The following is a 23775-nucleotide window of genomic DNA, read 5'->3' as shown; positions in this document are numbered from 1 at the left end:
GGCGTGCCAATCAACGTGCCGTTCTAAGCTGAGAATATTTCGCACATATTTAAGGCTTCGAGGCTTGTTTGCCTCGGAGCCTTTTTACATGGTGTAGGGGGAGAGCAAGTATTTACTGGCTTCCCTTCTCGTGCTGTAGGGTGGCGTCGATCGCTTTTACTGATTCGATGATGTGCGGGATGGTACCGGTCGGGTGAGTGTGGGCGTTATTGGGGATGAAAGTGACATCGGTGCCGCGCTCAGTCCATTCATCGACGAGCTTTTCAGCGGTAGAAAACGGAATAACGTCGTCACCGCGGCCATGCGTGATGACGACTGGAATAGCGGGTGCATCGTAGCCAATATGCTGCTCTGCCAGTATCGATTTGAAAGGCTCGCTGTCAATAAAGTCCTGCACGTTCCTGCCATCGTTGCTGATCCGCTCCACGGTAGTGTCGGCGGTTTTAAGAAGCCCCATGGTGCAGGTATTCGTCGCATCCTGTAGCTTTCGTGTGCCCCTGTCATTGAGATGCGAGTACAGATCCTCGCCATAGGAGTTGCTTAGTCCCAAAAGGGCATACGCCTCGAAGAGGAAATACAATGATCCATCGAGGGCAGAAGGCAACAACGTTAGATCTGTTGGGGCAGCACCAATAGTCGCAAGCTTGATGTTGAGCTCCGGAGCATAGTCGTCATATAGCTCGGCGGCAGCGGCAGCGGCTCCTCCGCCTTGGGAATAGCCATTGATGAATACTGGGTTGGATTCGTTAATGTCCCAGCCATCCAGTTGCTGCGCAGCTCGAATGCTATCGAGGACCGTATGGCCTTGGGATGCACGATCCATGTACGTGTGCATGCCAGGGGTGCCAAGGCCCTCGTAGTCGGTGAGTACTACGGCATAGCCCTTCTTAAGGTACTGATGGAAATAGAACTGCTCGTAGTCTCCTACCCCGTCTGCAATTTTACGAGATGCGGCACAGCGGTCCGCTAAACCTTGGGTTCCCGGCGCAAATGCTACGACAGGGCGTGGGCCTTCTCCGCCCCACTCGGCCTTGGGCTCAATGACCATCCCGCTTACTTGGATCTTTTCTCCAGAACGGTTGGTGGAAGAATAGAGTATGCGGTCTGCCTTATAGGGGCCGACGTTGCTGATGCCAAGTGGATTTTTGGGGTTGCGCACAGATTCTGATCGGAAGAGCTGTCCTGGCTCCGAGGAATCGAGGTCTACCGGATCATGATAGAAAGCAGTGTATTGGTCTCCAATATGGTCACCTGAACCCAACAGCCCTGATGAAAGGGGAGGGAGTTTGGAGGCTTCTTCGGCCATTGATGCCGCCTCTTGTGAATCTTCAGCGGGTCCTGAGCTTTTAAGTGCCTCGTCAATAAAAGAGGATTCTGGAAGCTCTGAATTCTCTTCAATCGGTGGAGCCGATTCGACAGAATCGATAGCGCCGGCGACAGGGGAAGCGGCAGTGATGAGAACCCCTGAGGCCACAAGCGCTAGATAGTTACGGGTTGCAGCTTTCACTACGGGAGCCTTTCAACTTCTTGTAGGGATAATTGAGCGGTATCCGATTTTGAAATTCTGTGTTCGGATACGGGCAATTATTCACTAAAAGCTTTCCCGTACTATTAGGTTGAAATGTTATTTTGAGCCGATCACCCCTACAAGGGGCGAGGTGGACAGCGCAAAGCCAAAAACTGATGATTGAATTTGACTGATGTGTGCCCTAGGGAAAGCGTCTTTCCCATGGGCTGGGCGTATTTATTTACGGGCAAATAGCCGCCAGCCAAAGAAGAACAGGGCGGACATCACGGTCGCAACGATGAGGAAGCTCCAATGTGGCAGGCGGTCATTGACCATGATCCACAGGGCCATGCCGCCGATGATGGCAGACAGCCAGACTACAACGCCCTCTTTCCACTTGCCCTGGACCTTTGTGGCGAGGATGATGGCCCAGCCGATGAGCGCGCCTACCGCCCAAGGCCAGAAGGCATCGACCCAGCTGGAAAAGCTCAATCCGCCGTGGGCGAGGCGGGCGGCGATGGCGAAAATCATCAAGGCGATGATGTCAATGAGCGGAGCGATACGCGTGGAAGTCATACGGTTTCCTTTTCTTTTTCTTTACGGGATAGCGCGGCGTAGGTAATGCCCTTGCGGGCATAGTGCCAGAAGTAAATGACCCAGCCAATAGCGGTGATGAAGGCAAAAGAGATAAGGCGGTAGATGATCGCCGTGCTGGTGGCATCGACTGCGGTCATGCCCGTGGCCACGAGCGTGGCGATGATCGCCGCTTCCACCGTGCCGAGACCCGCCGGAGTGACCTGGGCGGAGCCGGCCAGCTTGGCGGTGAGATAAGCCAGCGCGACGCCGGCGATGGTGGTGGTGTTATCGGCCGAATCGGTCGTTGGCATCTGGCCGGTCACAGCCCAGACGCAGCCCCAGAGCGCGACCATGTCAATGAGCCGGTTGGTCAAGGAGTAGAACGACGCCCAGGCGAATTGCCGGCGGGTGAGGTGCACTTCCTTGAGGCTCTCTACGTGCTCGAGCAGTGCTTCGCGCTTGGAACCCTTTATCAGCCGCTGCTTTTTTACCCAGCGCTCGAGCGTTTCGGGGTGGTTGCTTAGCCAGAAGAGCCCGCCGGAGAGCGCCAGCATCGCTGCCAATGTGCCGATGAGGGACCACAGGGCCATATCGGCATTGAGGAAGAGCACGCCGCCGAGCCCAATAAGCACCAGCCACAGGGTGGAAATGGCCGATGACAGCACGAAGAACCAGCCGCACAGGACCACCGAGGCGCCCCAGGTGCGCTGCACGTGGAAGGTCAAAATGGCAGAAAAGGCGGGGCCTGCGGGCATGGTGGTGGACCACGAATTGGATGCAAAGGTAAGCGCGGCGGTTTCCGTGGCCTCCACCTCCACGCCACCGGCGCGGATGAGCAGGCGCATGACCTCACCCATGGCCACGACGGAGAGGATGGAGGCAACGACCACGAGCGTTACCGGCCCTGGTTCGGCGTGGGAGAGCCGGGAGAAGCCTTCGCTTAAAAAGTCCAGCTCATCGCGGAAGACATAGATGAGGATGGCCAGGATGACGAGCGAGGCGATAACTTGCAGCCAATTTTTCAATTATTTATCTCCTTCAAGGCGCCGCTTTAACTCACTGAAGGGAATGGTCTTCCCACGGCGGGTGGTACTACCAGAAAGCCTAGTGGTCAAGTGGTGCAACCAGCTAGGCGCCCACCAGTTATCCTCGCGCAGCAGGTGCATAACGGCGGGTACGAGGAGCATGCGGACAATGGTGGCATCGATAAGCAGCGCAAAAATCATGCCGTACGCGATGTATTTCATCATCACGATATCGGAGAAGCCGAACGCGCCCGCCACCACGATCATAATCAGGGCCGCCGCTGTGATGATGCCGCCGGTATGCGCGGTGCCTGTGGCGATGGCCTCATCCGTGGAATCGCCGCGCCGCCGCGCCTCCACCATGCGGGAGACCAAAAAGACCTCGTAGTCGGTGGACAGTCCATAAATGATGGCGATGATCAGCACCAGAATGGGGCTCATCAGCGGGCCGGGCGAGAAGTTCAGCGCGCCAGAGCCCACGCCGATGACGAACATGAGCGTGAGGATGCCCAGGGTGGCGCCCAGGGTCAACAGCGTCATGACAATGGCCTTAATCGGCAGCACGAAAGAGCCAAAGACTAATGCCATGAGGATGAAGGTGGCGAGTACGACGTACAGCGCCATCCACGGCAGCTTGTGGAAGAGGGCATCGAGCGACTCGACCTCCATGGCTGGCGTGCCGCCGACATACAGGTTGACGCCCTCGGGCGCTTTGACGTCCTCGAGTTCGTGGACGATTTGTGCGTAGTCCTCGCGGTCCTTAATGCCAGCCGAAAGGACAGTAGTCCCGTCCTTGGTGGCGGTCGATGGACCCATGGGCTCGGTAAGGCCGTCGAGGCCGCGGACTTGCATGACGACATCGACAAGCTGCTCGTTGGTGGCGCCTTCCACCACGAGCTTGACCGGCTCGGTGCGGAAGGCAGGGAACTCGTCGTTGAAGGTATCCTGCGCCACGCGAGTGTCGTGGTTGGGCGGCAGGTAGGTTTCGTTGATGCCGCCGAAGGTGATGCTCATGATCGGCAGTGCGAGCGCAATGAGCAGGCCACAGATGGCCAGGGTCAGGCCCTTGGCGCGGCGCATGGCCCAGCGCGGCAGCTTGTACCACCAGGTGTCCTGAATGGTGCGGGCCGTGCGGGAGGTGCGGCGTACCGACCACAGGTCGATCTTGGGCCCGAGCATGCCAAACAGGGCCGGCAAAACGGTGACGGACAAAAGGGCCGCCAGGCCGACGGCGGAAATCGAGCCATAGGCAACGGACTTCAAGAAGGCCTGGGGGAAGAGGAAGAGCCCAGAGAGCGCGACGGCGACCATCGCCGCGGAAAAGACCACGGTCTGCCCGGCGGTGGCGGTGGTGGTGGCCACGGCATCCTTGGTGGAACTTCCCTTATCCAGTTCCTCACGGAAGCGGGAGACCATAAATAGGCCGTAATCGATGGCCAAGCCCAGCCCCAGCAGCGTGACCACTGCCTGGGCAAAGACGTTGACCTGCAGGAAACCGGCCAGGACGGCCAAAATGCCCAGCGAGCCCAGGATGGATAGGCCACCGACGATAAGCGGCATGAACGCCGCCACTACGGAACCAAAGACCACCAGAAGCAGCAGGCCAACGAGCGGGAGCGCGGCCTTTTCCGCGCGCGCAATATCTTCTGCCATGCCTTCATCGAGGGCGTCCGCCACGGCCGTGGCGCCGGCAACCTTGACCGGCGCGGAGGTATCCGTCAGCGCGCCCTCGATGGCGCGGAAATCCTTCAGGGTTTGTTCATCATCGCCCTTGAGCCCAATGGCAGCAAAGGCCAGCGAGTGATCATCATTGACCAGGTTGGGATTCTTGCTATCGAAATAGCTGGTGACAGAGTCAATCTGGTCCGGGTACTCCTCTTTGAGCTGCGCCAAGTGCTCCTTGGCGGCATCGAAGTTCTCATCGGGCGAGCTAAAGAGCAAAATCACGTCGCCGGAATTATCGCGGCCGAACGTTTCTTGTTCGATTTGCGCCGCGCTTGTCGATGCCGCATTCGGGTCCTCCCAGCCCTCCTGGCTCATGCGTTCCTCGAGCTGGGTTCCAAAGCCTACGAAGAGGGCAAGGATGGCACCGAGGATGACGATGGGAATGACCTTACGGTGCGCGTAGGAAAATCGTCCCCATTTTTCAAACATGTGGGGTAAGCCTCCTAGCTATTATTCAGTAGCGCAGCCAGCGGGCGGAATGGCTGGAGCCATGCACCACCTTCAGGCAGGTTATCCAGGTTGACGCGCGGCAGCGGCTCGCGAAAGACGCCGTCAATATCTTCTAAGTCAACGAACTCGATCTCGGGGTGGCCCACGGCCCAAGAGGCATGTTCGTGGAAACCCAGGACGGTAACAGGCAGGCCCTCATCAATGAGCTCTTCTAACAAGGGCTGAAAGTTCTGACCATCGGCAGAGGCCACCACGACGCCGGCGAGATCATCGCGCAGTTTTTCAATGTGGTCGATCATATCCGGATCCACGTCATCATCCTCGTGGATCTTCGGCTTGGCAAAGACACCAAAGCCCACGTTGCGGATGGCCTCCACCCACGGGCGAATCACATCGGCGCCGCCGGGGGAGACATTGGTAAATACTGCGGCCTGCGGATCCGCATCGACATCCACCGCGCGGTAGACCAGCCACCGGCCGATGGCATCAAAACGCGGGCGGTGCGCCGCGGTGGGGCGCCCGCCGAGCAGCGAGCCGAGCCCCATATCCATATTGGGTGCGTCCCACACCAGTAGATAGGTGCTCATTTACTTCTTCTCCCACAGGTATTCAGTAATGATGTGTTCTTTATCTAGGCCCTTGCCCTCAAACTTGGTGATGATCTGGCGATCCACCAATTGCGGGCAATCCGGCCACGGCCAGCCCTTGTACTCCAGGCTGGGCTCGACGTGTACGAGCTCATCTATCCATTCGGCATAACCGGCGTGATCGGTCGCAACGTGCAGGACGCCACCCTTCTTCAACCGGGAGGCAAAGAGGTTGAGCGTGCCAGATTGGATGATGCGGCGCTTGTGGTGGCGCGCCTTGGGCCAGGGGTCCGGGAAGAAGACGCGGATGCCGTCGAGGGATTCCGGGGCAATCATACGCACCATGACCTCCACGCCATCACCACGGATCATGCGGATATTATCGATGCCCTCGCGCTCCACCTGCCCCATGAGCTTGGCCAAACCGGGCTTATAGAGCTCTACCGCGATGATATTGGTGTCTTGCTCCAGCGGCGCCATGGCCGCGGTGGAGGTACCGGTGCCGGAGCCGATTTCCACGATGGTCTTGGCGCCGGTGCGGCCGAACCACTCATCGACATCGATAAGCTCATCGCTTAAGACGCGGCCCAGCTCGGGCCAGCGTTGCTCAAAAAGCTGGTGCTGGTTATCCGTGAGCTTGCCGCGGCGGAAGGTGACATTGCCCAGGCGCGGGTAGTCCAGGTCATTATCAAAGACCGCATTGAAGTCCGTTTGCGGCGGGCGGCCCGGCGGCATTTCTCCGGCAGGGGTGTTTTGAGAATTATCCGTGCTATTCATTGCGCCCTATTTTTCCCTGTCCAGGCATGGCAAGCAATATGCCGCGCCGGGTATTTTCCCCACCGTATGGGGGAGGGAGGATAACTGGTGGATTCTGCGGGGGTGGTTCTTTGTGGCATAGAATGGGTAAATAGGAAACTTTAATACCCCCGAAATGGTGTGGAGAAAATCACGCTTGATATCACAATTATCCACAGTGTGCTCGGTAAATGTCCGCTCACGGCGGTGGATATAACCGGAGTGGGAAAAATGACACTTAATGTGACCAATATTTTGTCTTTGCCGGTTAATCTGGAGACGGAAGGCAAAGTTGGGCCGTGATATGCCCCGATTTTCACATCCTATCCAGAGGAGAATTTTTCATGACCGCCACCATTCAGGGCCTCGTTGGAGAGCTGCCTACAGACAATCAAGAACTGATCGATTGGATTAATGAAAGCATTGAGCTTTTCCAGCCGGACGAGGTGGCTTTTGTGGATGGCTCACAGGAAGAGGCTGACCGCCTCGCCGCAGAGCTGGTCGATAAAGGCACCCTCATCAAGCTCAATGAGGAAAAGCGCCCGAATTCCTACTTGGCGCGGTCCAACCCTGCGGACGTTGCCCGCGTGGAATCCCGCACCTTCATCTGCACCTCGAAGGAAAAAGATGCGGGCCCAACCAATAACTGGGCACCGCCAAAGGCCATGAAGGAAGAAATGACGGAGGCCTTCCGTGGATCCATGAAGGGCCGGACCATGTACGTCGTTCCTTTCTGCATGGGCCCGATTAGCGATCCAGAGCCCAAGCTTGGCGTGCAGCTGACCGATTCCGCTTATGTGGTCTTGTCCATGCGCATCATGACCCGCATGGGCGCAGAAGCACTGGACAAGATCGGTACGGACGGCGATTTCGTCCACGCCCTCCACTCCGTCGGCGCCCCGCTGCAGCCAGGCGAAGAGGACGTTGCTTGGCCATGCAACGACAATAAGTACATCACCCAGTTCCCAGAGACCAAGGAGATTTGGTCCTACGGTTCCGGCTACGGCGGCAACGCCATCCTGGCCAAGAAGTGCTACGCGCTGCGCATCGCGTCCGTCATGGCCAAGGAAGAAGGCTGGATGGCTGAGCACATGCTCATCCTGAAGCTGACGAACCCTGAAGGAAAGAACTACCACGTCGCCGCCGCATTCCCATCCCAGTGCGGTAAGACCAACCTGGCCATGATCACCCCCACCATTCCGGGCTGGAAGGCCGAGGTCGTGGGCGATGACATCGCCTGGCTGCACCTGCGCGAGGACGGCCTTTACGCTGTGAACCCGGAAAACGGATTCTTCGGCGTTGCCCCTGGCACCAACTACGACTCCAACCCGATCGCCATGGATACCATGAAGCCGGGCAATACCTTGTTCACCAACGTTGCGCTTACCGATGACGGCGACGTCTGGTGGGAGGATATGACCGAGGAGGCACCAGAACACCTCATCTCTTGGACCGGTGAGGACTGGACGCCGGCATCGTCCACCAAGGCCGCCCACCCGAACTCCCGCTACTGCGTACCGATTTCCCAGTGCCCCACCGCCGCGCCGGAATACGACGACTGGAAGGGCGTCAAAATCGATGCCATCCTCTTCGGCGGCCGCCGCAAGACCACGGTTCCGCTGGTCACCCAGTCCTTCGACTGGAACCACGGCACCATGATCGGTGCACTGCTGTCCTCCGGCCAGACCGCAGCGGCAGAGGGCGAAGTAGGCGCGCTGCGCCACGACCCGATGGCCATGCTGCCGTTCATGGGCTACAACGCCGGTGACTACCTGCAGCACTGGATTGACATGGGTAAAAAGGGCGGCGACCGCATGCCAGAGGTCTTCCTGGTTAACTGGTTCCGCCGCGGCGACGACGGCCGCTTCCTGTGGCCAGGCTTTGGCGAGAACTCCCGCGTTCTTAAGTGGATCATCGACCGCATCGAAGGCAACGTGGAGGCCGAGGACACGGTGGTCGGCCGTACTGCCCGCGCCGAGGACATCGACTTGGAAGGCCTTGACTTCGATATCGACGACGTTCGCGCCGCCCTTGACGTTGACCCGAAGGAATGGCAAGGCGATATGCAAGACAACGCCGAGTACCTGAACTTCTTGGGCTCCCGCGTGCCTGAGGAAGTGTGGAACCAATTCCGCGCCCTGAAGAAGCGCGTGGAGGACGCCGCTTCCTAACGCGTTCATCCGCGGTAAATCCCGCATAAAGCTAACCCCAGCAGCGTAAAGCTCTGGGGTTAGATCTTTGTTGGGGTTAAACAACACATTCTGTGGTTTAGACCTCGGAACGATTCCTGCACTACGAAAGTGGGAATAAATCGTCTCTAGGATTGGTCACGGGTCCAACAGGGCCCCTCGGCGAGTGCCCCAACCGGTGAGGACTGGAACGTCGTTATTCGAGGAGCTTGCTGTAGTGTGGGCGAGCTTTCATTACATGGATTAATAGTTCGTCCCCGTCGGAGGCAACAACGACGACGGTGTCCAGTAGTCGAGCGTGTGTATCAAAACCGAAACGGAGTTCTCGCCATTGGTTAGGGTCATCGTCAAGAGGCTCTATCCACAGTGGATAGGAAGCTGCATGGATTCCGTCGGTTTCTGCGATACCGTGCTTTGTGGCGGATTTGGCTGTTCTCGTGCCGCCGTGAGGGCGTTGATTGCTTGGCGGACAAGCTCAGATCGGGTGAGATTCTTTTCCGTAGCTAGGCGATCTAGGGCGCTAAGTTCATCGGTAGTCAGGCGTACAGCGACGACCTGAGCAGGCTCTGCTCCGCGACCGGGGCGTCCACGTCCGCGCTTTTTCAACATTTCTGGGTCGTAGCCTTCTTCTGCTTCGGAAACCCAATTGTCGAGTTGGTCTTGAGTGATGTTCACAGGCATGAAAATATCGTATAACGAAAATTGTGCGCTGTCGATATGAAGCGTTGTGAGTTTAGGTCCTACCTCGGCTACTGAACTAGCGCTTCTTTCTCCCGCTGCGCAGGGACTCCTTAGCCCGATAGTCCCGCTAGGGCCGTGATTGCTACGACCGTGTTATTTGCAATGTGAATGCACAGGGGAGCGGTAAGTGTCTTGAACCAGAGGCGTGCTAGCACCAAAAAGGTGCCAAAGAATGCGATGTAGAGCATTACTGCGGGGATGCCGTGTGCGAGGGCGAAGACAGCGACGGTGATAAGCGCTGCTGCCCAGGTGGGCATGGAATTTTGCAGCCAATCCAATAGGACGCGGCGAAAGGCCACCTCTTCTACGAGGGGAATGACAAGCGCGGTGCTGAGTACCACCATGATGGTGGCGGCGGGGCTGATCTTTAGTCCGGCGGAAAGGTTATTGCCGGCTGGTTCGCTGCCCAGGAGTGCATTGACGGCACCCGTGGCCGCACCAGAGCCCAGGATGGCGAGGGGAATCCACCACAGCAGGTGCCATAAGGAATGCTCGGCTTTCACAAACCCGGCATCGCGCCACGACCAGCCCAAGCGGCGGGAAAATCCGTACCAGACCGTTCCCAAGCCGAAGAAGGCACCGCCGACGGCGATGCCAAAGGCGACCCAGGAACCGCTCTTTGTAATGAGGCCACAGGCGATGCCAATGAGTGCCGCACCGGCAAATGTGGCGACGACGCTGGCCACGGCCCACCCCAGGTGAGCTGCGCGAACGGTGGGGGAGAGCTGTGAGCGCTGTAGTTGGTCCGGCATGCTGGGCAGTATAGTAGGACAACCTCGGTGCGAGCTGTGGCGCGGCCTAGTCCGGCTGCAGTACCAACGTCAGGTTGGACACGGCGAATTCGCGCAGGCCAGGAACCTTAGTCAGCCACCACGCCCAGCTGGGATGGTAGCGCGGAAAGGCGAGCTTTAGCGCGCCGGTGGACTCGGCCCAGGTGAGGCCTGCGGAGCAGGGGACATTAAATAGTGAGGTGCCAAAGACATTCTTGGGCGGGTGCCCATTGCGGCGGGTATAGCGGTCGCGGGCGAATGCACCGCCGACGTAGTGCTCCCACAGCCCGGTTTCGTGGCCGCCGAAGGGGCCGAGCCAGACGGTATAGCTCATGATGCACAGGCCGCCGGGGCGGGTAACGCGCAACATTTCTTTACCCATATCCCACGGGCAGGGGATATGTTCGGCGACGTTAGAGGAATAGACCACATCGAAGGAATCGTCCGCGAAGGGCAGGCGCGTGCCATCGCCGCGCACGGAATTGCTGAGGTGGATATTGGCCGCCGACATTTCCCCGGCATCGGGCTCAAGGCCAACGTAGGACGCGCCGCGGTCCGCGAAGGCGGCGGCAAAATAGCCGGGGCCGCCGCCTACGTCGAGCACGAGGGCATCGGCAAGCGGCACGCCCAAATCGCGGCCCAAGTTTTCCACCAGCCTGGCCGTATCTTCTGCCAGGCCGCCGTAGAAAATATCGGGGCGGGTTTGCTCGAAGCGGAAAGAGCGCAGCAGCGCCCAGGAGCGGGAGAGCGTGGCCATGTCGCGGGTGTGTTTCATAAACCACTAGGCTAATACCCCACGATGAAAATTCTTTTACTATGCTGGCGCGATTCCACCCACCCGCAGGGCGGTGGCTCCGAGCGTTACCTCGAACGCGTGGGGGAGTACCTAGCGGCGCAGGGCCACGAGGTGGTCTTTCGCACCTCTAAGCACATGAATGCGGCGCGCCGGGAGGTCCGTGATGGCGTGCGCTATAGCCGCGGCGGTGCCAAGTTTGGCGTGTACCCGCGCGCGTGGGCGGCCATCGCGGCCGGGAGATTGGGCTTGGGGGATCTGCGCGGTATTGACGTGGTCATCGATACCCAAAACGGCATTCCCTTCTTCGCGCGGTTGATTTACGGCGCGCCGACGGTGCTTCTTACCCACCATTGCCACCGCGAGCAATGGCCCGTGGCCGGTCCGGTGCTCGGGCGGCTGGGCTGGTTCTTGGAATCGCGCGTGGCACCGCGGGTATATCGGGATTCGACCTACGTCACGGTCTCGCAGGCCTCGCGCGAGGATTTGGAGGCGCTCGGCATTGACGGCGCGCGGATCATCGCCAATGGCCTAGACCCCATTCCGGCGCACGTGCCTTCCCTCGAGCGCGAGGCGGATAAGCACCTGGTGACACTCTCGCGGCTAGTCCCACACAAGCAGATCGAGCACGCCATGGATACGGTGGTGCGCACGCCGGGCGCGGTTTTGGATGTGATTGGCTCGGGCTGGTGGGAGTCGAACCTGCGCGATTATGCCGAAAAGCTCGGCGTGACGGATCGCGTGCGTTTTCGCGGCCAGGTGACGGAAGACTATAAGCACGCCTTGCTCGCGCGTGCCGATGCCCACCTCATGCCCTCCCACAAAGAGGGTTGGGGCCTTGCCGTCATGGAGGCCGCCCAACATGGGGTTCCCACGGTAGGTTATGCGTTTGGCCTGCGCGATAGCGTAATCGATGGCGAGACCGGGATCCTTGTAGAAGAAGAGGGCGATTTCGTGGCGGCCACCCAAGAGTTATTGGAGAACGCAGAGCTGCGCCGGCGCCTAGGGACTAATGCCCGGGAGTTTGCCGCGCGCTTTTCGTGGGACAAGACCGGCGCTGCCTTTGCGCAATTGCTCCAAGGCTTAGTAGCGGGGCGGTCATCCACAGGGCGGTAAGCGCCCACGGCAGCTCGGGGCGCGGGGCGTTGGTCTCTGCGGCGATGGCGCCATCAACCACCACGACGCCCACGCCAAGTTCCGCAAGGCCTGCCATATCTTGGTCCTGCCAGGCGCGCAGCGCCGCGCGGTACTGCGGCGAGGCCTGATCGATGACCTCACCGTCCACGCTGAGCTCGCCGGATTCCACCATGGGCACGGCCTTGGAATAGGGATCGACCGCGACTCCCGGGGTGTCTTCCGTATGCGCACCGCTATTTCCCGTGGGAATCTCCACCAAATTGGGCCGCTCCGGAAAGAATGCCAGGCGGCCGTCGATATCGTGCACCAGCTGCTCATCCACCCCGGTATCGCGGGGAGAAAGCACGGCAAGGCGGGACGGGGCAGGCAGAACCTGAATCGTGGCGGCCACTAGCGCCAGCGCGGCTGGAATCTGTGGCAGCGCACCGATGGAGGCAACGTATAGCGGCAGCGCGAGCATCGTGAGTTTGTGGCTATCGCGCAAGAGTCCCGCCCCCGGAACGTTATCGATGGCCCATTCCAGCATGCTGGGCAGTAGCCAACACGCCAGCGCCCCGCCGAGTCCTAGGGCGGCCAGGATGGTCAAGCGCGCCGGGACGCGGTGCGCACCCGCCAGCGCGAGAACTGCGACGAAGAGCCCGAATACGGCTAAGCCCACGGCCGCTTCGCCATTCCAGATTCCGCCGAGGCGTAAAAGCGCGCCCACCGTGCCCACGTGTTCTTCTGCCCGCGGGGAAAAGGCCGCGACGGCGGCTGCGGCATCGCCGGGCACGCTGGGTTGGAAAAGGCCTGGAACCAGCCACGGCAGCCACAAGAGGCAGCCCGCCAGGGAGACCCGCTTCCGGCAGGTAAAAAGGGCGGTGACCACAGCCAATAGCCCACCGGTGGGGGTAAGGGACGCCCCCCACATGGCGATCAACGCCAGCCAGCTGTGGCGGCGCCCCGCCCAGGCGATGACCGGGAGCAGCCAAGCGACAATGGCCAGGGACCATTGACCTTGTAAGAGGCGTTCGATGACAAAGGGGTTGGCCACCGCGATGGTCATCGCGGCCAGCGCCGCTATCGTGGTGCGAGACCACACCGCCGCGGTGAGCGCGGCGGCCCCGGCGGCGGCAAAGATGAGCACCCGGGCGGCCCACGCGCCGCCGAGTAAGGCTAAAAACCCATCTTGGGGTGCGTTGCGGGCAGGCAGGCTTCCCCCGCCCAGCGCGGATGGGGTAAGCCCTGGATCGTTTAAGAGCACCATATCGCGCCAGAGGAACTCGCCGGGCAGCGCGAAGGGCCAGCACACCGCGGCCACGAGAATAATTCCCCACAGCCCGAGGAGGACGCGCCTAGGCGTGTGCGGCATCATGGGCGTCACGGTGGCGGCGCATGTACTGGTAGGCGGCGAAAATGAGCAGGGAAACACCGATGGCCTTGCCCAGCCAGCCAACGGCCATAAGCCCTCGGATGGCGTAGATTACCGGGCGGACCTCAGCGAGGCGCTCCGCACGGGTATCCTCTGACCACCGGAAATCCGCTGCCAGCACAGAGCGATCCTCTGTGTCATCCTCCGCGATGAGGGTTCCCGCCTGCTGGATATCGGTGGCGAAAAAGACCTTGACGTTTTCCCGGACATCCACGATGGTACCGGTGGTGGGTTCGACCGAAATATCGCGGCCCACGGTATAAAAGGGCTCGACGATGACGGCGGCATCCGCATCCAAGTCCAAAAGCTCGCGCGAGTGGGAGTCATAAAAACGGCTGGCGGGACCCTTCAACTGGAAATCGCCCGTTTTCAGCTCGTCCGTTTGAGTGGTGCTGCCCAAATCCGCGCTGATATTGCTAAAAGTGTTCTTCAGCGGCAGCGGCTGTACGTCCTGGTGATAGGAGTAGATGGGGATGCCATCTACTTTTGAGTCGCCGGTAAAGTCCATCGGCGTGGATTCCTGGGCCAGGAGATCAAAAAATGCGTAGGAGCGCTGCTCCGTGCCGGAGGGGAAGAAATAGGTAAGGCCGTCTCGCTCGAAGTCCTCCCGGGTCAGATCGGCGTTGAACTCGGGCAAGGCGAGGACCCATTTATTGACAGGATCGGCTACCGGGAACGTGGATTCGCGGTTAAGCACGGAGTGCTGATCGATGGTGGCGATTTCCTCTTGGGAGTCCCCAGCTTTTCCAGCAAGCAGGCTGGTGACGGAATCGGTGGTGGCGATGGTGTCATCATCGGCGACCTCGCCGGTGGTAATGGTGCGCTCCAAGGTCAGCGGCCCGTGGTGCTGGTAGCACCACATCGGGGCGGATTTGTCGGCGCAGCGCGGGTCATCGCCGGATGCGGTAGCGGGGGCTTCACCGTCCATGAGGGCGCGCACGTCCATCCATACCGCATCGGTGGGTCCGCTCGAGGTGGAAAAATCTTGATCCAAGCCCAGCGGGCGGGTCCGGTTATTGTAGAGGGTCGGGGCGAGGGTACCAATGAGGAGGAAAATGATTGCGGCAATGACAACCCACGTCCGTGGCGAGCGTGGCCAAAGGTAGCGGCTCATTGCAGTACTATATCCAATCAGTTTCAGGTTTCCGGGGTAAAGGAGCAAGCGTGCGCACGCAGGCATCTGTGAAAAGACTACCCCAGCACCTGCCGGAGCTAGACGGCCTACGCGCGGTTGCAGCACTAGGGATCATTGTCACCCACGTATCCTTCCAAACCGGCACCGGGTGGGGATTTGCCGGGCGTTTCGATTTCTTCGTCGCCGTCTTTTTCGCCCTCAGCGCCTTTTTATTGTGGCGCCGGCGGGGGCTGCACACGGCGCGCGGCTATGCCCACTCCCGCATCGCGCGCTTGGCACCGGCCTATTACGCCTGCGTGGTATCGGTTTTGCTGCTGCTTCCCGATGCCCACTCCATCACCCCCACCCAGATCCTCGCCAACCTGACCTCCACGCAGATCTATGTGGTCGATGGCCTTGCCCCGGGCCTTACCCACCTCTGGTCCCTCTGCGTGGAGTTCTTCTTTTATCTGGTCCTACCGCTTCTGGTGTGGGCCCTTGGCAGCCTGCCGCAGCGCTGGCGCATGGCCGTTATCGCCGGCGGCGCCGTGCTGAGCTGGGGGTGGGGATTTATCCCCTTTGTCGCGGACTACGGCGAGGACCAGGTCAACTCGCAAATCTGGCCGCCGGCTTATGCCTCGTGGTTCGCGGTGGGCATGCTGGCGGCGGAGGTGGAAGAAAGGGGCATCGGCAAGCGCACGGCGCGGATTCTGCGGGTGCGCTGGGCCTGGGTTGTGCTGGCGGGGCTCGTGCTGTGGGTGGCGAGCCGGGATTGGTTTGGGCCGGCCGGGCTGGTGCATCCGGAGCCGGCGGAATTTGCCCGCCGCATCATCGCTGGGGCGGTATTCGCGGCGTGCGTGGTGGTGCCGGTGGCCTTGGTTCCACGTGGAACCTCGTGGCTTACCTCGCCGCTCATGCAGGCGCTGGGCGCGTGGTCCTATTCCATTTTCTTGTGGCACGTGGCGGTGCTCGCCGTGGCCTTCCCGTTAACCGGGGTGGCGCTGTTTAGCGGGAAACCGCTGGATTTTTGGGTGATCCTTGCCGTCACGGTGGTGGGGACCGTTGTGGTTTCTGCGGCGAGCTATACGCTTATCGAGCGCCCGGGCCGCGACCTTCTGATGGGCCGTGGCCGGGTCCGGGGCCGGGGCCGTCGACGGCGAAAAGGCAGGCCAGCCCCGCGGCACATAAGCACATAAGCAGCACGGAATCGCCGGCATAGGCCCCTGAGGTCCATGGAGCTCGGGCAAGGATGGTCCCGGCCGCCGCTACCACGCCGCTGGCAAAATAAGCCCGCGGAATGGTGGTCCAGCGCACGATGAGCCAGGCGGCCATGCCCGCAAGTACTGCCGGCCAGCCCACCAGTGCCAGGCAGGCTAGCGAGTACATCGCAGAGGCCATGCCGCCAGGATCCGGGTGCCAGGTGGGCTGCGGGCTGCGGCGCGCGGCGAAAAGCAGGCAGAACCCCAGCGTGGCCAGGCCGAGTGCGCCGCCAAAGAGCAGGGCGGCGCGGTAGGCAGGCTGCGCCTTAAAGGTCATGCGGAATTCCCCAGTGGTGCCCGCGGGGACGATAAACGCCTGGGTGGCGGCATCGATCTCGTATGGGGTGAGCTCGGTATCGCCGATAAATCCGCGCAGGCCCTTATTGAAGGCGCGCCCGGTAATGAGCAGGCGCTCCTCTTCTGCAGCAGCGATGGAAAAATCGGTGAGGCGATAATCGTCTGGCGGGGACCAGCCCTTTTCCGTCATGGACACCCATGCGCCGGTGGTACGTACGCGGTGGACGCCGGGCTCGAGGGTTAGGGTGCTGCCGGGGGAGTACCGGTGGGAATCGATGAGTACCGGCTTGGTGGAATCCACGGTGACCTCCATGCGGCGCGGCACGGTGACATCGCGGATGAGCACCCCGGTATCGTGCACCATCTGCTGGAAGAAGAATTGGTGCACATCCGGCGAGGTATCTGGCACGGTGACCACGCGCTCGATGGGGTGGCCTTCTACCTCCAGTTCCGCGATGCCGGTGCGGTGGGATAGTTCCACGCGGATTGCCTGGGAATCCCCGCCGGGCACGCGCACCGTCTTGGAGCGGAAGGGCTGGAGATCCACCTCTACTGCAGCACCACCCGAGCGCACCGTGACCGTGGTGGAGCTGGTGGCCATGAGTTTGAGGCGCGGTTGGCTGAAGTCACCGCGCAGCTCGATCCAGCCTTCATCGTCGCCGGGCGCGGGCCACCAGGCGGTGGAATTTTCCCCATCGACGGCGGCGGTGGCGGACTTTTCCGGTTGGGCGCCGCCAAAGGCGGTGGCGTCGGCGGCAGAAGAAGAGACCTCCACATCGCCGCCGTGGGTCTCCACCGTGGTCAGTGGGCCGGCGGAGGGATAGTCGCGCAGGCGGTTATACACGTGGCTGGGATCGTCTGTGGATAGCGGCGCCGAGGCGGCGCCGTGGAGCGTGCCGTAATTGCGATCTACCAGCGTGGGGGTATCGGTGACGATATCGGCATCATCGTCCACCAGCTCGCGGGCGGCGGGGCCATTATGGGCATCGAGGAAGGCCAGCGCCTCGCCGCCACCAGCCACGCGGACGGGATCGGTTGAGGTCAATGCCATGGAATGCTGCTCGAGCATAATCACATCGACCTCGCCAAAAGTATGCACCTCACCGCCAAATTTACTGCTCAAGGTGTCATTATCGGCGCCAAAGAGATCGTGGCGCACTATCACCGCGCCGATGCCCAAGCGCTGCAAGGCGCGCACGCCGCTGGCCGGATCCTCCTTCAGTGCTGCCATCACCCCGTCGAGGCCACGGATGGCCTCCGGTGGGACGAGGGGAATGGCATCGCGGACGGCCCAGGGGACATCAAGAAGCGGCTGCGCCGGCTCATCGCGGGTCCAACCCCACTCTTGGCGGGCGAAGGAGGCCTCGGGATAGATCAAAGTACGAGTATTTTCCGCGTGCTCGTTGATATAATCCGTGGCCTCGTGCCAATAGTCCGGCACCTCGTCGTAGGCGCCTAGGGGCAGCAGCCGCTGCGACCAGGCTGGGGAGAGGGCGCTGATGCACACGAGCAGCACCAGCGCGCCCACGGTCTGCTTCTTGGTGGGGCGCAGGCCAGTGGGCAGCGGCAGGCGCTGGCAGGCGCGGGCAAAGCCCAACAGCAGCGGGATGCGCACCAACGGATCGAATTTGTGCAGGTTGCGCAGGGGTGCTAGCACCCCATCGAGCGCATCGAGGTACCACGCCGCCTGGCAGCCCAAAATCGCCACGCCAGTAATCAGCATGATGGACCACACGCGGGGCAGCCGGCACAGTCCATAAATGCCTATCGCGGCCACGGCCATGGTGATAAGGACAAAGAAGGCAGAGGTCGCGAGCTCGTTGCCGGCGACGCGCTCGGCATCCGCAAAGGGTGACCAGCTCGTTGTTCCGCGCAGGATTTCCGGCAGGTTCAGCCACCGGGTGGTCACGTGGGAGGATTCGATAAATTCCGTAAACGGTGGGGCGTAGCGGCCCAAGATTAAAAGCGGGCCAATCCACCACGCGGATACGCACAGGCAGCCAAGCAGCCAGGCCGCGCCGGGCTTGAAGGCGCGGCGGTAGACCACGATGACAAGCGCCGGGGTGCACGCCGCGAGCGTGGCGGTGGCATTGACCGCGCCCATCAGCGCCACGGGAATCGTGGCGGCGGTAGCATCGCGCCAGGTGAGTTTTTCCCGCAGGAAGGGCAGGATGACCCACGGGGCGAGCATGACGGGCCAGGTTTCAGAAGAAATGGCCGTTAGCGTGGACAGCGAGCGCGGGGAGAGCGCATAGAGCATCGCCGCTACCCAGATCCACCGGCCGCGCAGGCCTATCCGGGTGGCCAGCTTGTAAAAGCCACTAAAGCCCACGCTTAAGACCAGCAGCCACCACAGGCGTTGGGCTATCCAATCCGGCAGGGGCTCGGTTAAAACAAAAAAGGGGCCTTGCGGGAAGAGGTAACCGTAGGCCTGGTTCTGCAGCTGCCCCAGGGTAAAGATATCGGTATAGGCATCGAGCGCGCCGCGCAGGAAGTGGCGCGGGTTCGCGGCCAGATCGTGTTTGGTATCGGCGGCGGTCAGCCCCCACGGTTGTACCGCGAGGATGAGCGCCAAGGCAATAATGCCGAGCGGGTAGGGCCGGGCAAGGCGCGCGCAGCGGTGGCGCAGGGCGCGGGCTAGTGCGCGGTAGCGGTGTACATAGGAACCGCTATGTGGGCCGCGGGGGAGCTGATCGGTCCGGTCATGCACGCCGGTGCGCCCATCTAATTGCGGGAACCGTATTCAGGCCCGCCCAGCACCGCATCATCGGCGGAGACCGCATTGCCTTCCGGCACGGTATCGCTGCCGGAGAACTGGGCGATGCCGATGATGGTGATAATGCCCAGGGCGATGCCCACAACAGCGCTACCCACGGCGGGGCCGAGGGTGCGCTTGTTTAAAGAATCGGATTCCAGAGCCATGGCTAAAGATATTAGCAGCTACTTAGAAGTATTCCGGATCGTCGTCATCCGCGTCTTCGTCGTTTTCTTGCGGGACGATAAAGACGGGCAGGCCCGCGTTGCGCACGATCTGGTCCGCCGTGGAGTTGGTCCACCAGGCGCGAAAGCCGGTGAGCGCGCGGGTGCCGGTGACGATGACATCCACGTCGAGCTCGTGCGCGGCATCCACGATGGCCGAAGAGATGGTGGTGGCGGATTCCACGAGATGCGCGCGGCCGGCCAAACCAAGGCTTTCGGCCAATTGGGTGCCCTGGCGGCAGATCTTCAGCGCTTCTTCGTAAGCCGGATCGTCTTCCACGCTATCGGGGGACACGGTGGACTGGTGCATGCCTGTGCGGCTGACGGCGCGCGCGGTTTGGCGGGCCACCGGCTCCCACGCGGTGAGGATTTCCACCGTGGAGGGGCGCAAAAGCTGGGCGGCGTACTCCAGGGCGCGGTCGGCGCGTTCGGTGCCATCATAGGCAATTAACATTGTTTTGCCGTTACTCATGTCACTAGTCTACCCACCGCCTAGGACAGTTCGCGAGGAATCCTGCACACTGGAAGGCATGACATATTCCCGCATCATTGTCAGTTTGGGCCTCGTGGCGGTGCTGAGCGCCTGCTCTAATTCCGCCTCGGACGAGGACAAGTCGCACGAATCTGCCGCTCCCGCGTCCTCATCACCCGATACCTTCGCGCCCGCCACCGAGGCGGCACCAGCGCCGGCGCCGGAGGATATTCGCGCCACCGCAGCTTCGGTGCTCATGCCGCCGGCAACCAGCTATGAGGACGCCAAGGCCAAGCTGGAGGCCGGGGTGGGAGGCATCTTCATCCCCAGCTGGGCGGATCCTGGTTTGCTAGAAGAAGAGGGCCGCAATATTAACGCCCTGCGCGCGGAACTAGGCCGCGATTTCGAGGTCGCCATCGATTTTGAGGGCGGGCGCGTGCAGCGTTTTTCTGAAATCTTGGGCGAATACCCCTCCGCGCAGCAGATGGCGGCGGACAACTCGCCGGAGCAGGTGGAACAGCTGGCGGGGGACATCGGCAAGCGGCTCATGGACTACGGCATCAACGTGGACTTCGCGCCGGTGCTCGATGTCGATGGCGATGGCCTCGAGGTTGTGGGCGACCGCGCCTTTTCCACCGACCCCGCGCAGGCCGGCGAATACGGCGCCGCCTTCGCCCGCGGGCTGGATGCCGCCGGGGTTAAGGCCGTATTCAAGCACTTCCCGGGCCACGGCCGTGCCTCGGGCGATACCCACCTGGCGGAGGCCATTACCCCGCCGCTAGAAGAGCTTGAGAACCATGAGTTCATTCCCTTTCGGAATGCCATGTCCGCAGCACCGAATGCGGCGCTGATGATGGGCCACCTCGCGGTCCCGGGCCTGGGCGATGGCCAGACTCCTGCCTCCATCCTGCCGGAAGCTTACGGCCTTGCCCGCGAGACCTTACAGTATGACGGCACCATCTATACCGATGACATTGGCGGCATGGCGGCGATTTCGGATTCGCTGCCGCTTGCCGATGCCGTGATTACCTCCCTCGCCGCCGGCGCCGACATGCCCCTGTGGTCCACCGAGGCCGATATTAATGCGGTGATCGATGCCGTCGTGGGCGCCGTGGATGAGGGCAGGCTGGCCCCTGAGCGCCTCGGCGATGCCGCCCGCCACGTACACGATGGGGACAGCGACTAGGAAAAACGCCCCTTTACCCGTTAACCTTTAAGGCGTGAAGAAGGCAGAAGGAAAAAACGGTGCAAAGGGCTGGCTTATCACGCTTGGCGTGATCGTTGGCTTCGTCCTCATTGCGGGCATCGCTTATGCCTGGGATGTCATAGCAAACCAGGACAAGATCCCGCGCAGCGTCTCCGTCGGCGGCGTGGATATCTCCGCCATGGAGCGCACCGCCGCCGTGGCCAAGCTCGAGGACGAGCTCAAGGGCGTTGAGACCCAGCCCGTGACCGTGACCGCAGGAGATCTGCAGTCCGAATTTACCCCTGCCGAATCCGGCCTGGCGCTGGATAACCAGGCCGCCGTCGATGGCATCGAGGAGCCTTCCCTCAACCCCATTACCCGGTTGGTTAGTTTCTTTCGCTCTACAGAAGACATCCCGGTTGAAACCGATGTGGATGATGGCAAGCTGCAGCCCACCCTTGACCGCGTCAAAGACGAGCTTTCTACCGATCCGGTCGATGGCATGCTGGAGCTTAATGATGGTCAGCTCAAGGTCACCGATCCCACGTTGGGGCAGACCGTAGAAGGCACCGAATTGCACGATGCGGTGGCAGCGAATTGGCTCGATAAGGCTGGCGTGCAGGTGGAGCCGGAAGAAATTGAGCCGGCCATTAATGACGAGGCCATTGAAAAGATGCGTACCGGTGACGCCGCCAAGGCCCTGGATAATCCGCTGACCTTGAAGGCGAAAAATAACGTCACCGCAACGCTGAATAAGCCGGAGATTTCCCAGTTCACCAGCATTGAGAAAAAGGATGGTCGGCTGCACCTAGTGGTTGATAGCAACCGCGCGCAGCAATTGCTGCAAGAGCGCACCGATGGCGCCGATGTGCCTGGCGTGAACGCCAAAGTGAAATTCGCTGGTGGCTCCAAGCAGGTCACGCCCTCCCAGGACGGCGAGATTATTGACTGGAAGCCGACCATGGAGGGCTTTGATAAGCGTGTGACTGGCGATGACCGCGAGTGGGACGCAACCTACAAGCCAGACCCAGCCGAGTTCACCACCGAGGACGCCGAAAACGCGACGTTTAACGATACCGTGGGCGAGTTCTCCACCGGTGGATTCTCTTCTGCCTCCGGGCGCAATATTCAGCTGGTGGCCCAAGAGGTCAACGGTGCCGTGGTGAACCCAGGTGAGACCTTCTCCCTCAACGGCTATACCGGCCCCCGCGGCACCGCGCAGGGCTATGTGGAATCCGGCATCATCATCGACGGCCATTCCGGTACCGCCGTGGGCGGTGGCATCTCCCAGTTCGCCACCACGCTGTATAACGCCGCGTACTTCGCGGGCATGCAGGATACCGCGCACACCCCGCACTCGTACTACATTTCCCGCTACCCGGCCGGCCGCGAGGCTACCGTGTACGAGGGCGCCATTGACCTGCAATTTACCAATACTTTCAATACCCCAGTGCAGATCGAGACTAATTTTGGCGGCGGTGAGATCACCGTCCGCTTGAAAGGCACCAAGACGGTAGAGGTGGAATCCATCAATAACGGCCGTTGGGCCAAGACCGAGCCACAACCGAGGTCCGTGCCAGGCAGCGACTGTTCGCCATCATCCGGTGCCCCGGGCTTTACGACGTCCGATACCCGCATCATCAAGGATCTCAGCGGCAAGGAGCTTTCCCGCGAGACCAAGACCACGGTCTACGATCCACAACCCATCGTGCGGTGTGGTTAGCCAGTAAGCAAAGTGCGTTGCCGCTGGCCCAATCTCGGCGGCCATGCAGCGCGCACAACCCAGCGTGAGTACGACAAAGGCTCCCGCAGCGGGTGTAGTGCCATGCTGCGGGAGCCAGACTCGTTAGTCATCCGTCTTGCCTCGCAGGGGGTTGAAGGTCATGTTTTTCGTGGGGGACAACCACATCATGCTCATCTTTCACCGGTGCCACCGTGGGCACTGCGTTAATATGGACGGTCAAGTCCCGTGTAGTGGTGTAGACGTTTATGCCTCCGGCTCGGTATGAAGTTCGGGGTTTGATTAGGATGTTAGCCGGCGCCAAAGAGGCCGTCGTTATCACGGTGAAGAGTACTCCTGTGTTCAACTTGCACGCAGTCGCGACGGTAAGGATCGCTAAAGTCCTCGGGTTGTGGCCTGTGGATTGGCGATAATCATGCGAGACAATAAAAACGATTGACCAGCCCGGTTATTTTATAACGCCGGTGCACATGCATTCGACTAGGAAAAGATCTCGATAGTTATCGATGAATCGGATCATTTCCCACATTTTGGGTCGAGTTATGACGCGAAAAACTCGGGCAGCCTTCAGAAGTTCATTAGTTTCGTGTAGCTGGTGATTTACACGGTCTAGCATTGCGTTTTCGGCAGCCAAATCTTCAGGTTTGGACTCTGGTATGTCCCCGGCACTGCGGGCAGGGTTAAGTCCAAAGACGGGCCGTATGCCATGAAACCCCAACTTTGGGGCTGCTGCCTGGCACGCGGGGTGCATCGACGTATTTTCCGCCGAGATGCGATCTTCCACGAGACGGACCGGACGTTCCTTGGCATCCTGATCAAATTTCCTTGGCATGTTCCAGATTTCCCCATCTACTGAAACGGAACGATACCTGAGAAACTTTACGCTGAGGCGGTCCGTTTACGCTTCAGCAACCTGGTCTTATGCAGAATGGCAGCAACGACTCAACCTCAGTAATGCATCAGCACTCTTGGAATGCGCACGCCCCTAATAATGGTTGGCTAAGATTTAAATCTGAACAAC

18 protein-coding genes and 1 pseudogene are annotated in these 23775 nt (G+C 60.8%); 5 read left to right on the top strand and 14 right to left on the bottom strand.

Features of this window, described 5'->3' with window-relative positions; translation table 11 throughout:
* Positions 1-112: 112 nt before the first annotated feature.
* The 6 genes from ACLI1Q_RS11200 to trmB form a co-directional block, all read right to left on the bottom strand.
* On the bottom strand, positions 113-1507 hold the full coding sequence (locus ACLI1Q_RS11200) for a lipase family protein (RefSeq protein WP_239269286.1): 1395 nt from the start codon (positions 1505-1507) through the stop codon (positions 113-115).
* Positions 1508-1744: 237 nt separating this feature from the next.
* Positions 1745-2083, bottom strand: coding sequence for a DUF3054 domain-containing protein (locus ACLI1Q_RS11195; protein ID WP_284772119.1), 339 nt, complete (start codon positions 2081-2083; stop codon positions 1745-1747).
* On the bottom strand, positions 2080-3108 hold the full coding sequence (locus ACLI1Q_RS11190) for a YbhN family protein (RefSeq protein WP_284772120.1): 1029 nt from the start codon (positions 3106-3108) through the stop codon (positions 2080-2082). Before ACLI1Q_RS11190 ends, ACLI1Q_RS11195 begins: the two co-directional genes overlap by 4 nt.
* Positions 3109-5262 carry an MMPL family transporter gene (locus ACLI1Q_RS11185; protein ID WP_284772121.1) on the bottom strand — a complete coding sequence of 718 codons (2154 nt, stop codon included), beginning with the start codon at positions 5260-5262 and terminating at the stop codon, positions 3109-3111.
* A 14-nt stretch (positions 5263-5276) separates the two neighbouring features.
* Positions 5277-5870: an NYN domain-containing protein gene (locus ACLI1Q_RS11180; RefSeq protein WP_005285198.1), complete on the bottom strand. Its 594-nt coding sequence runs from the start codon at positions 5868-5870 to the stop codon at positions 5277-5279.
* Positions 5871-6647: a tRNA (guanosine(46)-N7)-methyltransferase TrmB gene (trmB, locus tag ACLI1Q_RS11175; RefSeq protein ID WP_284849691.1), complete on the bottom strand. Its 777-nt coding sequence runs from the start codon at positions 6645-6647 to the stop codon at positions 5871-5873.
* A 362-nt stretch (positions 6648-7009) separates the two neighbouring features.
* Here trmB and ACLI1Q_RS11170 point away from each other — a divergent pair, with 362 nt between their 5' ends.
* On the top strand, positions 7010-8836 hold the full coding sequence (locus tag ACLI1Q_RS11170; RefSeq protein WP_239269280.1) for a phosphoenolpyruvate carboxykinase (GTP): 1827 nt from the start codon (positions 7010-7012) through the stop codon (positions 8834-8836).
* A gap of 456 nt (positions 8837-9292) precedes the next feature.
* Here the strand turns inward: ACLI1Q_RS11170 and ACLI1Q_RS11165 are convergent.
* From ACLI1Q_RS11165 to ACLI1Q_RS11155, 3 genes and pseudogenes are all read right to left on the bottom strand, one after another.
* Positions 9293-9535, bottom strand: a pseudogene (locus ACLI1Q_RS11165) (CopG family transcriptional regulator); the annotation flags it as partial.
* 110 nt (positions 9536-9645) lie between these two features.
* A complete protein-coding gene (locus tag ACLI1Q_RS11160; RefSeq protein WP_239275401.1) occupies positions 9646-10347 on the bottom strand; it encodes a CPBP family intramembrane glutamic endopeptidase in 702 nt (233 codons plus the stop codon).
* Positions 10348-10393: 46 nt separating this feature from the next.
* Entirely contained in the window at positions 10394-11140 is a 747-nt protein-coding gene (locus ACLI1Q_RS11155) for a class I SAM-dependent methyltransferase (protein WP_239269278.1), read from the bottom strand.
* Between the two features lie 24 nt (positions 11141-11164).
* On the opposite strand from ACLI1Q_RS11155, the gene ACLI1Q_RS11150 reads away from it, so the two are divergent.
* Entirely contained in the window at positions 11165-12274 is a 1110-nt protein-coding gene (locus ACLI1Q_RS11150) for a glycosyltransferase family 4 protein (RefSeq protein WP_411696999.1), read from the top strand.
* Here the strand turns inward: ACLI1Q_RS11150 and ACLI1Q_RS11145 are convergent.
* Complete coding sequence (locus ACLI1Q_RS11145; RefSeq protein ID WP_239269276.1) at positions 12168-13649, bottom strand: hypothetical protein; 1482 nt, start codon at positions 13647-13649, stop codon at positions 12168-12170. The genes ACLI1Q_RS11150 and ACLI1Q_RS11145 overlap by 107 nt on opposite strands.
* Positions 13630-14820 (bottom strand): DUF3068 domain-containing protein, encoded by a 1191-nt coding sequence (locus ACLI1Q_RS11140; protein ID WP_239269275.1) that lies wholly within the window; start codon positions 14818-14820, stop codon positions 13630-13632. The genes ACLI1Q_RS11145 and ACLI1Q_RS11140 overlap by 20 nt, the downstream gene beginning before the upstream one ends.
* A gap of 50 nt (positions 14821-14870) precedes the next feature.
* Here ACLI1Q_RS11140 and ACLI1Q_RS11135 point away from each other — a divergent pair, with 50 nt between their 5' ends.
* Entirely contained in the window at positions 14871-16016 is a 1146-nt protein-coding gene (locus ACLI1Q_RS11135) for an acyltransferase family protein (RefSeq protein ID WP_023024225.1), read from the top strand.
* On the opposite strand, the gene ACLI1Q_RS11130 is transcribed toward ACLI1Q_RS11135, so the two are convergent.
* From ACLI1Q_RS11130 to ACLI1Q_RS11120, 3 genes are read right to left on the bottom strand one after another with little or no spacing between them, the layout of a single operon-like run.
* A complete protein-coding gene (locus ACLI1Q_RS11130) occupies positions 15910-19086 on the bottom strand; it encodes an alpha-(1->3)-arabinofuranosyltransferase family protein (protein ID WP_239269274.1) in 3177 nt (1058 codons plus the stop codon). The two genes, ACLI1Q_RS11135 and ACLI1Q_RS11130, sit on opposite strands and share 107 nt — an antisense overlap.
* A gap of 14 nt (positions 19087-19100) precedes the next feature.
* On the bottom strand, positions 19101-19298 hold the full coding sequence (locus ACLI1Q_RS11125; protein ID WP_023024221.1) for a DUF2613 domain-containing protein: 198 nt from the start codon (positions 19296-19298) through the stop codon (positions 19101-19103).
* Positions 19299-19320: 22 nt separating this feature from the next.
* Positions 19321-19827: a universal stress protein gene (locus tag ACLI1Q_RS11120; protein WP_239269273.1), complete on the bottom strand. Its 507-nt coding sequence runs from the start codon at positions 19825-19827 to the stop codon at positions 19321-19323.
* Positions 19828-19885: 58 nt separating this feature from the next.
* Here ACLI1Q_RS11120 and ACLI1Q_RS11115 point away from each other — a divergent pair, with 58 nt between their 5' ends.
* The gene (locus tag ACLI1Q_RS11115; RefSeq protein WP_284849690.1) at positions 19886-21013 is read left to right on the top strand and encodes a glycoside hydrolase family 3 N-terminal domain-containing protein; all 1128 of its coding nucleotides are present in this window, start codon (positions 19886-19888) and stop codon (positions 21011-21013) included.
* 34 nt (positions 21014-21047) lie between these two features.
* Positions 21048-22736 carry a VanW family protein gene (locus tag ACLI1Q_RS11110; protein ID WP_239269271.1) on the top strand — a complete coding sequence of 563 codons (1689 nt, stop codon included), beginning with the start codon at positions 21048-21050 and terminating at the stop codon, positions 22734-22736.
* The last annotated feature ends 1039 nt before the right edge of the window (positions 22737-23775 follow it).

The organism is Corynebacterium limaceinasi (assembly GCF_046717465.1).
Taxonomy (GTDB): Bacteria; Actinomycetota; Actinomycetes; order Mycobacteriales; family Mycobacteriaceae; genus Corynebacterium.
The sequence above is the reverse complement of the archived record's forward strand: the minus strand, read 5'-3'. Positions and strand labels throughout refer to the sequence as shown.

What these genes read in the sequence shown, in the direction of transcription:
- ACLI1Q_RS11195 (WP_284772119.1), bottom strand. Translation starts at nt 2,083, where the DNA reads ATGACTTCCACGCGTATCGCTCCGCTCATTGACATCATCGCCTTGATG.
- ACLI1Q_RS11185 (WP_284772121.1), bottom strand. Translation starts at nt 5,262, where the DNA reads ATGTTTGAAAAATGGGGACGATTTTCCTACGCGCACCGTAAGGTCATT.
- ACLI1Q_RS11180 (WP_005285198.1), bottom strand. Translation starts at nt 5,870, where the DNA reads ATGAGCACCTATCTACTGGTGTGGGACGCACCCAATATGGATATGGGG.
- trmB (WP_284849691.1), bottom strand. Translation starts at nt 6,647, where the DNA reads ATGAATAGCACGGATAATTCTCAAAACACCCCTGCCGGAGAAATGCCG.
- ACLI1Q_RS11170 (WP_239269280.1), top strand. Translation starts at nt 7,010, where the DNA reads ATGACCGCCACCATTCAGGGCCTCGTTGGAGAGCTGCCTACAGACAAT.
- ACLI1Q_RS11160 (WP_239275401.1), bottom strand. Translation starts at nt 10,347, where the DNA reads ATGCCGGACCAACTACAGCGCTCACAGCTCTCCCCCACCGTTCGCGCA.
- ACLI1Q_RS11155 (WP_239269278.1), bottom strand. Translation starts at nt 11,140, where the DNA reads ATGAAACACACCCGCGACATGGCCACGCTCTCCCGCTCCTGGGCGCTG.
- ACLI1Q_RS11150 (WP_411696999.1), top strand. Translation starts at nt 11,165, where the DNA reads ATGAAAATTCTTTTACTATGCTGGCGCGATTCCACCCACCCGCAGGGC.
- ACLI1Q_RS11145 (WP_239269276.1), bottom strand. Translation starts at nt 13,649, where the DNA reads ATGATGCCGCACACGCCTAGGCGCGTCCTCCTCGGGCTGTGGGGAATT.
- ACLI1Q_RS11140 (WP_239269275.1), bottom strand. Translation starts at nt 14,820, where the DNA reads ATGAGCCGCTACCTTTGGCCACGCTCGCCACGGACGTGGGTTGTCATT.
- ACLI1Q_RS11125 (WP_023024221.1), bottom strand. Translation starts at nt 19,298, where the DNA reads ATGGCTCTGGAATCCGATTCTTTAAACAAGCGCACCCTCGGCCCCGCC.
- ACLI1Q_RS11120 (WP_239269273.1), bottom strand. Translation starts at nt 19,827, where the DNA reads ATGAGTAACGGCAAAACAATGTTAATTGCCTATGATGGCACCGAACGC.
- ACLI1Q_RS11115 (WP_284849690.1), top strand. Translation starts at nt 19,886, where the DNA reads ATGACATATTCCCGCATCATTGTCAGTTTGGGCCTCGTGGCGGTGCTG.